This window comes from Methanocalculus natronophilus (assembly GCF_038751955.1).
Classification (GTDB): Archaea; Halobacteriota; Methanomicrobia; order Methanomicrobiales; family Methanocorpusculaceae; genus Methanocalculus; species Methanocalculus natronophilus.
The window spans coordinates 50,582-63,929 of sequence record NZ_JBCEXH010000004.1 but is presented as its reverse complement, the minus strand read 5'-3'; the positions used below and the strand labels follow the sequence as shown (position 1 = coordinate 63,929).

Below are 13,348 nucleotides of genomic sequence, written 5' to 3'. Positions count from 1 at the left end.
ATTGTCACAGAGGAACCCACATTGAAAGAACTATCAGAAAGCGATCAACAGAAGAACACACACACTATCAACCGCCTCGTCGGCATTGCGAGTGCGTGGTATGACCAGATCGCAGATGGCGAGATCCCCTCGATCCGGCTACCGACCCGGACAAAACAGAATATCGCCTATGATGAGGCAACTGACGTCTGGAAGTACGGGGAGAAGGAGAGCACCCGGTCTGCATCGACTGCCCGGAGTGCGATCCATCTTCTGAAGATGGCGTATGTGATCGGGTTTCTAAAGGGCCAGCTCACAGAGAACCGCTCCTCGACGCTGAGGGAGATGTACTATATCTCTGAATCATGGAAGAAGGCGAAGTTCACGGCACAGGATGAGAGCAACTATTTAGTTGAGGATCTTGAGATCGTCACCGCACTTGAACGCGAAGCCTTCCATCTCCGGCCTGAGGAGGATGGGGCAACGATCTTTGGCCCTCTCAGACTCCGGGAGTCGACCCGCCGTGGGATCCGTGAGATACACTGCCGGGATGATGTGGGGGAGGCCGGGTATTCCATCCCAAATAATGTCGGCAATGTTGATCTGATCGACCATGACGCGAAGTTCGTCATTGCGATGGAGACCGGCGGTATGTATGCCCGTCTCCAGGAGAATGGCTTTGATGACGAATTTGGCGCAATCCTCCTCCACCTGAAGGGGCAGCCGGCACGGTCCACCCGGCGGATGCTGAAGAAGCTGAATGAGGAGCTCGGCCTCCCGATCCTCATCTTCACCGACGGCGATCCCTGGAGTTACCGGATCTATGCATCGATCGCCTATGGCTCCATCAAGAGTGCGCATATGTCCGAGCTCCTCGCCACCCCGGCGGCCCGGTTCATCGGCGTCCAGCCCTCGGACATCCGGGACTATGACCTCCCTGCCGACAGTTTAAGCGAGCAGGACATCGCCGCCCTGAAGGCGGAGCTGACCGACCCCCGGTTTGCAACGGATTACTGGCGCGAGCAGATTAACCTTCAGTTGTCGATGGGGCTGAAGTCGGAGCAGCAGGCGTTTGCGGCACGGGGGCTGGACTTTGTGACGGGGGAGTATCTGCCGAAGAGGTTGAGAGAGATGGGGGTTGTGTGAAGAGTAAGGAGATACACTGAATTGTTTAACTACAGGGTAATGGATTGTGATATTGAATAGCTTATCCCTCTCTTTTATCAGGAAAAGACTCCAGAGATTGGTTTAAAACCTGTGAGAATTTTTTAGCCATCTCAAGATGGCTGAATTTCATGATCTCTTCCTTTATACCATAATATGAAACAAACCCTTTTTGTTTGAATTCATGATAGACCTGAATAAGATACCGTTCAAGTTCATCTTCATCTGAAAAGTGTTTACCTGCACGAGTCTGTTTGAGAAGAGTATTCTCGACCCCTCCATTTGTAAAGCCGATTGATAAGATAGGACGTCTGGCTGCAAGATAATCAAAAAATTTTCCTGTACTTACACCATCTTCACCCGGCTCATTCCATGTCAGAAGAAGAAGGAGTTGTGATCGTCTCTGTTCTTCAATGGCAGTTTCCCTTGGAACCCGTCCATGGAGAATAACCACATCATGAAGTTGATATCTGGAAATATACGTCTCCAACCATTCATTATCCCCACCATAGAATTCAATAGAGATATCTTCCTGATCAATCTGATTTGAACTGATTAATGCACTCATCACCCTGAACAGTTGCACAGGGTCCTGATATCCATAGTATAGTGTACCAGTATATACAATTCTAAACTTCTTAGACAGAGGTATACCTGGATTCATCATTTCAGGATCGAACCCATTTGTGACCGAATATGAATGTTCCTTCTTATGAAACTCCTTAAGTTTATCAGCCCATGGCTGTGATAGTGTTGTCAGGGCAGATGCCCGCTCTATGGTATGCAATTCTAATTTTTTCTCGAAATACTTTCGAATAAATGAGTAATCTAAAAAAATATTGAGTGTCCAGAGATCTCGAAAATCAGCAATCCAAGGAATATTATATGTTTTAGCAAGGGTGTGAGCAATAAGATGAGTTGTATTTGGCTTAGATGTGCTAATGATAGCGGCAATAGCATGCTGTTCACAGATCCTGTTCCCGGCATCGACGGCATATGTATACCATCCGATATCTAAATCGGGGTATACCAGGAATTCAACAGGAAGGAATGCAATTTTTTTAAATGTGGGGGGAACTTTTTGTGTATTATATATCCTCATCAATTTATCTTTTGAAAAGGGATCTGCACCCTCACCCTCTTGTTTTTGAATCGATATGTGCAGTTTTTTAAGCCAATACCTGATGATATCATCATATTCAGTTTGAACTACATTGAACGCCCCATCTGGCTCACCTGGAAGTTGTGGTGTTAAAAAGATAGGATTCCACCCATGCTGTGGGAGATATTTTGCAAGTCCATGAGGCCGAACTGATGCAACTTCGGACATGGGAGGAAATGCAAACGTGATAACAAGGACATTTTTCATGAACAGACCTGTTTATTACAAATTATATGTATACACTTACACATTCTCCAAATAACTGAATTTTCCTTTTGGTCGTTTCCTCTCACATTAACGGCAATCTATTTTGGACGCCTGTCAATAAATAGGTTATGTCAGTATCTCCCTGTAAATTAGGCAAGACCTGTACCTAACATCAATTCGATCTCTTCTATATTAAACATTATGTGCAACAATTGGCTGTCGCAAATTCTCTGCCAGTACAGCGGGCTATCCTCACGACAAGGGGGTGGGCTCACCCACCCCCGACCACATGCAGCCACAGGGCACCAGTCACCCGTCATTCCTTTTCTACGGGGATTCAACGGCAGTTCATAGACAGAGCTATTAAACAGCTGCAGGACACTCTCTCGGCGATCTGGTCATCTCATCGACAGGAGGCGATATCGTCAGGTATCGTTTGCCACAGAGCCAGTCTTCATTGATATCGATCAGGATCGACCCTATAAGACGCATCGCTGAATCGCCGTTCGGAAACGCCCCAATACTTCGTGATCTCCTCTTAATCTCAAGATTCACGCGTTCCAGCATATTCGTTGTCCTGAGACGTTTCCAGTGCTCTTCAGGAAACGCCTGGTAGTTGAGAAGGTCCGTAGAGAACCGTTCAAGACTTGCCGCAGCACTCTTGTATCCCATCTCTTCCAACTGTTGTATGGCGTTCTGGAGTGCCTGGAAATCTCCCTGAATTCCATTTCTGACAATCTCAACAACGTTTTTTATATCGGACCTCCTGATCCCCTTGGATTTGATGATCCTGTGCATATGGACATGACACATCTGCCAGCTAGAACCGAGAAAAGCTCGTTGAACTGCATTCTGAATCCCTGTGTGTCCATCAGAGATGAGAAGTTGTACTCCGTGGAGACCACGCTCCTTGAGCATCTCAAAATGTTCGTACCAGAAGGCTTCACCTTCGCTGTCCATCAGGTCGATACTGAGTATCTCACGGAACCCATCCTCCCGGATCCCGGCTGTGATGAGAAGAGCCTGGGATACAACACGGGTACCGCGACGGACCTTGAGATACGTTGCATCAACGATTAAATACGGGAAAGAATGCTCGATTGGACGATTTCTGAATTCTTGTACAACACCGTCAAGTTCCTTGGTGTCAATGTCGGTTTACTTTTCCCCAGTTTCGTCGGCGTAAAAATACCCAAATACGTCGGGATAAAATTCCCCAGTTGTGTCGGAATAAAAATCCCCAATGTGCAACCAGAGAGTATCTGGGATTCACATGCTCAAGGACGAGGAGTATTTTATGTTACTGGATTTAGCTCGTGAACAGGAACTGGCAACAGGGAAAGTCAATATCAGCTTGCTGGCCCGAGAAACCGGTTATGACAGAAAAACCATAGTTCGGCACCTGTCTTTGGATCAACCATCAAAACATCCTCAGACCAGAAATAAGCCAAGCAAGCTGGATCCCTTCAAACCATACATCAAGGAGAGGCTGAACAATTATCCTCGTCTGAGCCGTGTTCGACTTCTGGAAGAGATCCAGGATCTCGGGTATGATGGCGGAACAACAATACTTGGCGATTATATCCGGCAGATTCGTCCTAACATCACCATTCCTGCTGAAATCAGATATGAAACCAAACCAGGAGAGATGATGCAGTGTGACTGGCTTGAGTATCCCTATGAAACGGCCAATGGATCCAAAAAGAAGGTTTATGGCCTCTCAATGGTTCTTGGCTATTCGCGAATGAGATATGTAGAATTCTTCCCCCATCAGGGTCTTCCTGCTCTTCTCAAAGGACACCTGGGCGCCTTTGAGTATTTTGGTGGAGTTACTGAGATGATCCTCTATGATAACCTTCGGAGTGTCGTTCTTAACCGGAAATATCCCTCAACCTCTTCAGAATTTCATCCCCTCTTTGCAGACTTCCGTGACCACTTCGGGTTTACATCACGGCTCTGCCGGCTGGGTCGGGCCAAAACCAAAGGTAAAGTTGAGCGTGCAATTCACTACATCAAAGACAACCTCTTGTACGGCCGAACATTCCATTCTATTGAGGATCTGAATCTTCAGGCACGTACCTGGCTCAACTGCGTCAATGGGAAAGTTCATGGAACCACCAATGAGATTCCGTTTGATCGCCTGGTTCGGGAGAACCTTCGTCCTTTCTCCTCGTACAAACCGTATCTCCTCAAGAGGAAAGAATCCCGAAAAGTTTCCAAAGACTGCTACATCTCGTTATACGGGAATAGCTACTCAGTTCCCTGGAAGTTTGCAGGAAGACGTGTTGACGCATATGTCCACGAGAATCACGTGTCAATTCAAGCTGATGGCACAGAGATCTGCACCCATATTCTCCTGAATGGAAGAAACGAGCGTTCAAAGAAAAAAGAGCATTTTGAAGGGCTTTACAAAGAAATCCTGGGTTTATCCAGCAATACGGCAAAGAAAGAACGGGTAAAAAAGCCAGCCATTGATCAACATTCTGTTGAAACACGAGACCTTGCCGAATATGACGCTTTTGCAGAGGAGGGCCGGGTATGACGACTCTTCTTCTTGAGCAGATCCATCACCGCCTTACCATGATGAAACTGGATGCAATGGATGCTCTGCTTGAACCAACGCTTGAACGTGCAATGAATGAGAACCTCAGTCCCATAGAGACGATCGGGTATCTGGTTGAACAGGAATGGAACAACAGGACATCGACGAGAATTAGAACCCGTACAAAAAGTGCTGGTTTCCCTCTTCTGAAGCGAATTGAAGAGTTTGATTTTACGTTTCAACCCTCAATTGATCAGACGGTGATCAGAGATCTTGCCACTCTGAGATTTATCGATACTGCAGAAAATGTGGTCTTCCTTGGACCACCAGGCGTTGGAAAAACGCATCTGGCGATTGGTCTGGGTGTTTCAGCAATTGAACAGGGGATCCCGGTTCTCTTCATCAATGCGTCTGTCCTGATCGAACAGCTCAAAGAAGCATATCACAGTGATCAGCTTGATCGGTATCTGAAGAAACTCACCCGACCAGGTCTCCTGATCATCGATGAGATCGGGTATCTTCCATTTGATGCTCAGGCAGCGTACTGCTTCTTCCAGTTGATATCCCGGCGATATGAGCAGGGATCAACGATCTTCACCTCGAACAAATCGTTTGGTAACTGGGGAGAGATCTTTCAGGATCAGGTGATTGCCGCAGCACTTCTGGATCGAATCCTGCACCACTGTAGAACGGTGAATATCCGGGGAGAGAGTTATCGTATGAAAGACAGAAAGAGCCACAAATTATGGGTGAACAAGCATGAATCGGCAGAATAGAGGTTTCCTAATGTTTGATAGAGAATTGACGATAGGTTTAAGTGAGGTGGGGAGAATTATTCCGACATACTTGGGGATTTCTAGACCGACGTTGACACTTGGCCATCCTGGAGACGGTATCCGGACAGATATTGGTGATCCCGAAGTGTTTCATCGTTTCATTGATCTTTCGGGTCGAGACACCGTTGATATACGACTCGGTGATTGCAAGAATAAGAGCGCGTTCAACTCGTGAGTATCGCTCAAAGATAATTGTCTGGAATGGCCTCTCACGAAACTCAGGTTTTTGAAGCCGTATGTCGCCGTATCGTGTTTTTAAACCTCGTTCTGAATACCCGTTCCGTGTGGCGGTCCGGTGTTCAGAACGCTCATAATACCCTGCTCCAGCTTGCTGCTCAGCCTCACAGCGCATAACCATGTTCATAAAGGTGGTCAGCAGGGTCTGCATTGCACCCTGTGGATCGGAAAGATAATCTTCTGCTAAATCGTATATATCCATGGCTCTGTTCCTCTTTTGCAATTCTAACTTGGTACAGAGCCTTAATTAAATTTACAGGGAATTACGGATACTATCAATAAATATGTTGAGAATGCGGAAATACACACTAAATATTTACATACAGATCATAACTTATAAATATATTAATTTATAATTATATTTCTTGAACGTACATACCAAGTATATTTATTGTAAAATTCTGATTTAGCGTTTTCTCCTAATTTAAAGCGCAATTCAGTATTATTAAGTAGCCGGGTCATTGCTATAACCCAAGTATCGATATCCTCGGGATCGCAGAGAAGTGCATTATATTCGTCATATAAAACTTCCCTTAAAACTGGTAAATCAGAAGCAACTATAGCTTTTCCTACAGCCATATACTCAAAGATTTTCATCGGAGACATCCAGTTCTCTGTGGTCGTATCGCCTTTACCAAAAACGGATACACGAAGCTGATATGGTGCAATAAGAACGTCACACCCAAGACGATATCGTTCAGCATCACGTGGTGTTTTAAAGCCGTGTATATATAAATTAGAAAGGTGTGAAGTATTATTTTGTAAATAATGAATATCTGTATCTCTTCCACCAATTATGTGAAAATCTGCCCATGAACAAATATCTGCTAATTGACAGATGATATCAATGCCACGCCCCTTATACAAATGGCCAACATAACCAACTTGCAGCTTCCTACCTTGATTTGGAAATTGAAATGGAATAGTTTGTTCTGGGACCATATCCGCCCCATCAGGAGCTACTAGAATTGTCTCTGGTGGTATTGGATAATTATCTAGATAATATTTTTTTAAGGCCTGAGTGATCACTATGATTTTTTTAAGTGTTGGCATGCTAATTAACCTTTGGAAAATCCAATTCGAAAATATCCCAGAATCCTTGATTGGAGCGTGAGATTCAAAGATAACTTGCATATACTGAAGTGTTGCAAAATATGAGGTGACGACATCTCGACTGTATAAAATATGAGGTGACAATTTTTTTGCCTGTTTCACTGCCTTCAGACCATAAGTAATTCTGTTTAGCTTACCAGGTTGGGTGCCACAATATTTTATACTAAAACACCTCTCCACCCCATAAAATTCATACACATCCTCCACACCCGACTCAATCCCCTCTTTCCAGTCCGGTACAATAAGCGTCACCTCATGCCCATTCTGCGCAAACGCCTGGCACATCTTCATCACATGAATACTATTAGCCGTCCGTGACGGGATGGTCGAAGTCGCAATATAAACAATTCTCATACTAACACCTCTACTCCACTACCCAACGGCTTCTCCACCATGTTCGCCGCAAGCCCAATCAGCACACAAAACGCATCCCAATGATCCCGCCGCATATGCTCATCCCGGAGCAGATCCAGGTCCAGCCACGGCACAACCTCTTCATCCTTCAGATAAGAAAAGGCAGCCGCAAGCGTCGCCTGGTAATCCTCCCTGGTGCGGAACATCTCGTCATAGTCCAGGTAGTTTGCCGTGAGCGTCGACCTGATACCAAGCCACGGGGCTCGCCGCTGTACCTGCGATTTGAGGAGATGTGATCCCCCCTGAACAGGGAGAGGAGACGATGCCCCCGGTGAACGCCAAAGTTCGCCTTCCCCGGCAGCGCAAAGAGCGCCGGAAACTTCATGTTGAGCATCTCCAGGTAGAGCTTCTGGCCTTTGCGCATCTCTCGCGGGGCAGCGAGCCAGTAGCCTGCCCAGGCGGGATCGGCGAAGGGAGCGATGACCTGGGCGCCGGATTGATCTTTTCCGATGAAGGGGTTCCAGCGTTTATGGTTGTGCCTGGGATAAATTATCGAGGAGATTGAATGAAGGCAAATTGCGAGGTAATCAAATCTTTGTATCTTGAGTATTGTTGCGTCTTGATGAGTTTTTCGCTCCTTAGTTACGGTATCGTATCTGGATGCTTTAGAGCTATTATTCAATAAAATGTTGTATAAAAAATATTCAGATTTAAGGGAATTGCAATAGAAATTAACTGCGCCGGTATTCATGCACCACCTCTTCCAGAAAAGCTTCAATTTCGTCAACCATTCTATCAGGTGTGAAGTTGGCATGCGCAAAGGCTTGTGCCCGATTGCCGATCTCATCACCTAGCTTTTCATCTTTCAATAACGTCTCAACATCATTAGCCATCTGTTCTATAGTACCGGATACGAAACCCAAATGTTCAGTTTGGATAAGACCATCAGGATCAAATTCTAATGTAATGGTCGGGCAACCCTGTATCCAGGCTTGAATAAAATTATTCCCAAAACCTTCGGGCTCACATGTATGTAGCATACATTCTGCCTTGGCTAAAACGCCATTAACAAATTCAGGTGATTGAAAACCAAGATAGTAAAAATTATTGTGTTCTTCAGCTTCCTGAATGATTGAATTATAGAATTTGTTCTGTATAGCACCAATCATTAAGAAATCTAGTTCAGGGCACCTTTCCTTTAAGATCGAAGCGAGTTTAATATATGCTTCTGGTCGTTTACTAGGTTTGATATTTGCAATCCACACACAATATTTTTTTTCCCAATTGAATGGATCTTCGCTTAGCGGTACACTATTCCATACGACGCGTTGTTTTTTAACCGGAAGTCTTCCTAAATATTGGCTATTGAGTGTGGTCACTGCTGTGACATATTGAAAAGCCCTATAATTCCATCCAGAATGAATCATCTGCACCAAGATAAGAAAGTAAGATAATGCTTTATCCATTCTTGAACGAACCATTATTGGTTTATAAGCATACTTTGTAACATCATTCACATGTGAAACTGCAAAGACAAACGACACGCCTGCCCGTTTACTCTCCTTCACAGCCTGGAGAAGATAATGCTTATTAAACCTCCAATAGATCACATCCGGATTCTCCTCCTGCAACACCTTTGTTAACGCCCCACGACGCTCAATTGCAAGTGACACCACACGATACGGCAATCCTGTATAACTCTCCTTTCGTTTGCGGCCCACAGCCCCGTAGATGACTTCATTCCCCCGCTCTGTAAGCCCGCGTGCGATAAGGTCGCACTGCATTTCGCTGCCACCGAGGGCATCGGAGGGATGGGAATTTATGATAAGAATTTTCATTTAATCTACTTCCTATTAATAGCCAGTGGCACCACACGATACGGCAGCCCCGGATACTCCTCTTTTCGCATGCTCCCCACGGACGCATAGACCACCTGATGCCCGCGCTCCGTGAGCCCGCGTGCGATGAGGTCGCACTGCATTTCGCTCCCACCGAGGGAGTCGGAGGGGTGCTGGTTAATGATGAGGAGGTTCATGACTATCGATACTTATACACATCTAATTCTGGGTGAAGAACAGTTTTTGTATTCATAATAAATAATTCTACACCATTCTTTTCATACATCCAATCTCGTAAACAATAGACATACCGAGGGACAGTATTTGCTGATACAGACTCATCAGTAAAAGTCATTAAATTTGCCGTTCCTTTATCAGGAAGTGAATACTTTTGTTTCACTGAAAGATATGGTTCATAATCCCAAAAATGATCAGGTTTTTGCATATCTATACCACATAGTACAATTCTTTTATAACCCATCTGATAAGCCAACATAATCAATAAGCCCAATGTTCCTCTCCACTTTGGAATGAATTTTGATATATGACTATAAGTCATAAATCCAAGGGCCTCCATGTATCTGAATAGTAGATATGGATCAATTGAACATCTTCCTGCAATAGGATATTCATTTATATAAAAAACAGGATTATTCTTTAGGAGATTTATTCGCTCATCATCAAAATTGAACTCACCCTTTGCAAATGCACTCCCTCTGATGATAAAAGGAATATTGTGGTATTCAGAGTATTTATCCTGAAGGATTTTTAGCATTTCATCATTGCCACCCTGAAACGCATAGAAGGTTGGAACAAATTCATGAGCGAACCAATAATTAAAACCAATTGAGTTATGTTGCCGAATATGCTCCCATTCGGAAGAAGTTATTTCATTAATACTTGGTCCACTTCCAAGTATGAATATCGTATCACTCGTCTTATATTGAATAATATCATCGCTAATAATTGTACCATGCCATTTTGATGCAAGTGTGCTATTCTCATACATTCCAACTAATTCAGTAACAGTGTATTCAAATCCATGGAGATCATTTTTTGGGAGATACTGCATTATTTTATTTTTGAGTGGAGACAAAAGTTTCTTCATCAATGTTTTATCACCGTTATAATTGATATACATTCATATTTTGGTAAGATATATGTAATATAATTCATTCTTATATCCCTTACTTTTGGATTTTCCTCATCCAACCATCCCCCACTCAACACCCTTACCCTTCCTCACATCCCTATTAGCCCGCTTCCCCAATAAAACCTCATAATACTTTGGCGCAAGCCCCAGCCCCGGCCGGACGCACCGCAGGTTCTCCCGCGTGAAGATATCCCCAGCCTTCATATCCTCGGCAACATACAGCGACCGGCGGAACATCAGGGATTTCTTCTCTGCCTCAGTCGGCCCGTACACGACCCCGCCAAGCGACTGCCAGGCGCGCTCTGTCTCCTCTACCAGCATTTTCAGCTCAGCTGGCTCCATCGAGAAGGCGCTGTCCACCCCGCCGTCAGCGCGGCTGAGCGTGAAATGCTTCTCGATCACCGTTGCGCCGTGGGCGACCGCCGCCACCGCTGCGCCGATCCCAAGCGTGTGATCCGAGAGGCCGACCTCACAGTTGAAGAGCTCGCGCATATGCGGGATGGTGAGGATGTTGCTGTTCTCAGGGGTGGCCGGGTAGGTGCTTGTGCACTTGAGAAGGATCAGATCCCGGCATCCGGCATCGCGAGCGGTGTGGATCATGCCTCCATACCAATCTTATTGAGTAGATTAATGATCTCCTCTCTCGTCAACAACTGCGCATCCTTTGAAGAATACGAATCCATTGTCACAAGATGAAAGCCATCATGCACATGGTCCTGAGGTGAATACCCCCTAGCGAAGGGTTGCTGTTTTGGGATCACGACAATCATATCCTCATTATCATATACACAACTTGTTTCATCACTTATCAGGAGTTCTTCATCGATCTTTTCACCAACCCTCATACCAATGATCTCGATAGCAATCTCTTCCGGCTTAAAGCCATATTCTGGAGCAAGGAGATCCCGCATAACCTCTGCAAGATCCATAATACGGGCTGCAGGCATTTTCAGGATGAAGATTTCATTTCCGGTAGACAGCATCCCCGCTTTGAGGATAAGTCCTGTGGCAGATGGAATATCCATGAAGAATCGTCTCATCTCCGGATGAGTGACGGTTATCGGTCCTCCCTTTTGAATCTGCTGTGTAAAGAGTGGTATAACCGATCCCCGTGAATTGAGGACGTTGCCAAAACGGACACAGGAAAAAGACGATCGCTTATGCCCACGGTACATATTTGCAGAGATGGTAAGCCGCTCGGCAAGAAGTTTTGTCGCCCCCATCACATTTGAAGGATTCACTGCTTTATCAGTGCTGATGGTGATGACTTTTTTAACACCCTGATCGTACGCAGCGTCAAGTACATTCTGGGTACCAATGACATTTGTCTTCACCGCATCATACGGATTGAACTCACAGAGAGGAACGTGCTTGAGAGCTGCCGCATGGAAGACGATATCAACACCTTCCATTGCGACAGTAAGCCGCTCTTTATCGCGTATATCCCCAACAAGCAGGCGAATTCGATCTGATTGGAGAGCCTGTTCAAGATCGAAAAGCCCGGTCTCGTTATTATCGAGGACCCGGACACTCATAGGCTCGTACTTGAGGAGTTCCCAAACCAGATAACTACCAATCGACCCAACCCCGCCGGTGACAAGGACCGTCTTTCCCTTATAGAAATCTGCAATATCCATCTACTTCACCGCATAGTACTCTGCCATTGTATCAACCACCCGGATCACTTCCTCTTCTGGCATCCCCGGGTAGATTGGCAGGCTCAGAATATCTCCAGTCACCGTCTCAGTAATAGGAAGTGAGACATCATATCCGGGCAGAGAACGGTAATGCTGTGTCAGATGCACAGGATCAAAATAGATCTTGCTCATAATCCCCTGTTCTGCCAGATACTTCATGAGACCATCCCTCTGTGGTACACGTACTGAAAATAACTGATTCACATGCATATAACCATCCGGAGGACTCATGACCGAGATCTCAGGCACTTTTTCCTGAAGCAGTGTTGTATACAATCCTGCAATAGCCTTTCGCATGGCGATGATTTGATCAACCTTCCGAAGCTGTGCCCGGCCCAGGGCAGCAGCAATATTGGAGAGCCTGAAGTTATATCCCAGCGTGATATAATCCATGCTTACGCATGAAGAGAAATAATCTGCGGTCTCCAGCCTGCCGTGTGAGCGGATCAGTTTTGACCTCTCATAGAGATCACGATCATCTGTAACAAGAGCCCCTCCCTCACCGGTCGTAATCACTTTGTTCTGGCAGAAGCTGAGCATCGATGAGTCACCATACGATCCAACCTTTTTGCCTTCAATAGAGGCACCTAACGCCTCTGCGGCATCTTCGATGAGGATGAGATTATGGTCATCAGCAATCTCCCGGAGCTCCCGAATCATACAGGGGCACCCCCCATAGTGAACAGGCATGAGTACACGGGTTCGTGGAGTGATCTGCTCAAGAACACTATCCGGGTCAAGGCCGAGTGTCGTCTCCTCGATATCGGCAAAGACCGGGCGTGCCCCAACGAAAAGCGGTGCGTTCGCTGTAGCAATGAAGGTGAATGACGGGACAATGACCTCATCCCCAGCGCCGATTCCGTGCGCCAGCAAGGCTGTGTGCAACGCTGATGTACCGGAGTTGAAGGTAAGGCAATATCTGGTGCCGATGTATTCTGCCAGCTCGTTTTCAAATGATGTCACGTCAGATCCAACGGCCCAGTTCATGCCTGAGCGAAGAGCGGCGGAGACTGATTCGATGTCATCTTCATCGTAGTACATTTTAAAGAGGGGTATGTTCCACATG

The 13,348-nt window shown here is 45.7% G+C and carries 14 protein-coding genes; 4 read left to right on the top strand and 10 right to left on the bottom strand.

Annotated features, from left to right (window positions below; all coding sequences use genetic code 11):
• Positions 1 to 21: 21 nt before the first annotated feature.
• Positions 22 to 1,125 (top strand): DNA topoisomerase IV subunit A, encoded by a 1,104-nt coding sequence (locus tag ABCO64_RS05800; RefSeq protein ID WP_343089285.1) that lies wholly within the window; start codon positions 22 to 24, stop codon positions 1,123 to 1,125.
• Positions 1,126 to 1,186: 61 nt separating this feature from the next.
• On the opposite strand, the gene ABCO64_RS05795 is transcribed toward ABCO64_RS05800, so the two are convergent.
• A complete protein-coding gene (locus ABCO64_RS05795; RefSeq protein WP_343089284.1) occupies positions 1,187 to 2,512 on the bottom strand; it encodes a glycosyltransferase family protein in 1,326 nt (441 codons plus the stop codon).
• A 363-nt stretch (positions 2,513 to 2,875) separates the two neighbouring features.
• Positions 2,876 to 3,613, bottom strand: coding sequence for an IS256 family transposase (locus ABCO64_RS05790; RefSeq protein ID WP_343089305.1), 738 nt, complete (start codon positions 3,611 to 3,613; stop codon positions 2,876 to 2,878).
• 196 nt (positions 3,614 to 3,809) lie between these two features.
• On the opposite strand from ABCO64_RS05790, the gene istA reads away from it, so the two are divergent.
• A complete protein-coding gene (gene istA, locus ABCO64_RS05785; RefSeq protein WP_253461068.1) occupies positions 3,810 to 5,054 on the top strand; it encodes an IS21 family transposase in 1,245 nt (414 codons plus the stop codon).
• Positions 5,051 to 5,830, top strand: coding sequence for an IS21-like element helper ATPase IstB (gene istB, locus ABCO64_RS05780; RefSeq protein WP_305884774.1), 780 nt, complete (start codon positions 5,051 to 5,053; stop codon positions 5,828 to 5,830). Before istA ends, istB begins: the two co-directional genes overlap by 4 nt.
• Positions 5,831 to 5,867: 37 nt before the next feature.
• Here the strand turns inward: istB and ABCO64_RS05775 are convergent, their stop codons facing one another.
• The 3 genes from ABCO64_RS05775 to ABCO64_RS05765 form a co-directional block, all read right to left on the bottom strand.
• The gene (locus ABCO64_RS05775) at positions 5,868 to 6,329 is read right to left on the bottom strand and encodes a transposase (RefSeq protein WP_343089283.1); all 462 of its coding nucleotides are present in this window, start codon (positions 6,327 to 6,329) and stop codon (positions 5,868 to 5,870) included.
• A 143-nt stretch (positions 6,330 to 6,472) separates the two neighbouring features.
• On the bottom strand, positions 6,473 to 7,594 hold the full coding sequence (locus ABCO64_RS05770; RefSeq protein WP_343089282.1) for a glycosyltransferase family 4 protein: 1,122 nt from the start codon (positions 7,592 to 7,594) through the stop codon (positions 6,473 to 6,475).
• A complete protein-coding gene (locus ABCO64_RS05765) occupies positions 7,591 to 7,800 on the bottom strand; it encodes a hypothetical protein (RefSeq protein WP_343089281.1) in 210 nt (69 codons plus the stop codon). Before ABCO64_RS05765 ends, ABCO64_RS05770 begins: the two co-directional genes overlap by 4 nt.
• 86 nt (positions 7,801 to 7,886) lie before the next feature.
• Here ABCO64_RS05765 and ABCO64_RS05760 point away from each other — a divergent pair, with 86 nt between their 5' ends.
• Entirely contained in the window at positions 7,887 to 8,159 is a 273-nt protein-coding gene (locus ABCO64_RS05760; RefSeq protein ID WP_343089280.1) for a hypothetical protein, read from the top strand.
• 166 nt (positions 8,160 to 8,325) lie between these two features.
• Here the strand turns inward: ABCO64_RS05760 and ABCO64_RS05755 are convergent, their stop codons facing one another.
• The 5 genes from ABCO64_RS05755 to ABCO64_RS05735 all read right to left on the bottom strand — a co-directional run bounded on the left by ABCO64_RS05755 (position 8,326) and on the right by ABCO64_RS05735 (position 13,347).
• Positions 8,326 to 9,432, bottom strand: coding sequence for a glycosyltransferase family 4 protein (locus tag ABCO64_RS05755; RefSeq protein ID WP_343089279.1), 1,107 nt, complete (start codon positions 9,430 to 9,432; stop codon positions 8,326 to 8,328).
• A gap of 199 nt (positions 9,433 to 9,631) precedes the next feature.
• The gene (locus ABCO64_RS05750; RefSeq protein ID WP_343089278.1) at positions 9,632 to 10,540 is read right to left on the bottom strand and encodes a hypothetical protein; all 909 of its coding nucleotides are present in this window, start codon (positions 10,538 to 10,540) and stop codon (positions 9,632 to 9,634) included.
• A gap of 96 nt (positions 10,541 to 10,636) precedes the next feature.
• On the bottom strand, positions 10,637 to 11,185 hold the full coding sequence (locus tag ABCO64_RS05745; protein ID WP_343089277.1) for an N-acetylneuraminate synthase family protein: 549 nt from the start codon (positions 11,183 to 11,185) through the stop codon (positions 10,637 to 10,639).
• Complete coding sequence (locus ABCO64_RS05740; protein ID WP_343089276.1) at positions 11,182 to 12,222, bottom strand: UDP-N-acetylglucosamine 4,6-dehydratase family protein; 1,041 nt, start codon at positions 12,220 to 12,222, stop codon at positions 11,182 to 11,184. Before ABCO64_RS05740 ends, ABCO64_RS05745 begins: the two co-directional genes overlap by 4 nt.
• Positions 12,223 to 13,347 carry a DegT/DnrJ/EryC1/StrS family aminotransferase gene (locus ABCO64_RS05735; protein ID WP_343089275.1) on the bottom strand — a complete coding sequence of 375 codons (1,125 nt, stop codon included), beginning with the start codon at positions 13,345 to 13,347 and terminating at the stop codon, positions 12,223 to 12,225.
• Between the last annotated feature and the right edge of the window lies 1 nt (position 13,348).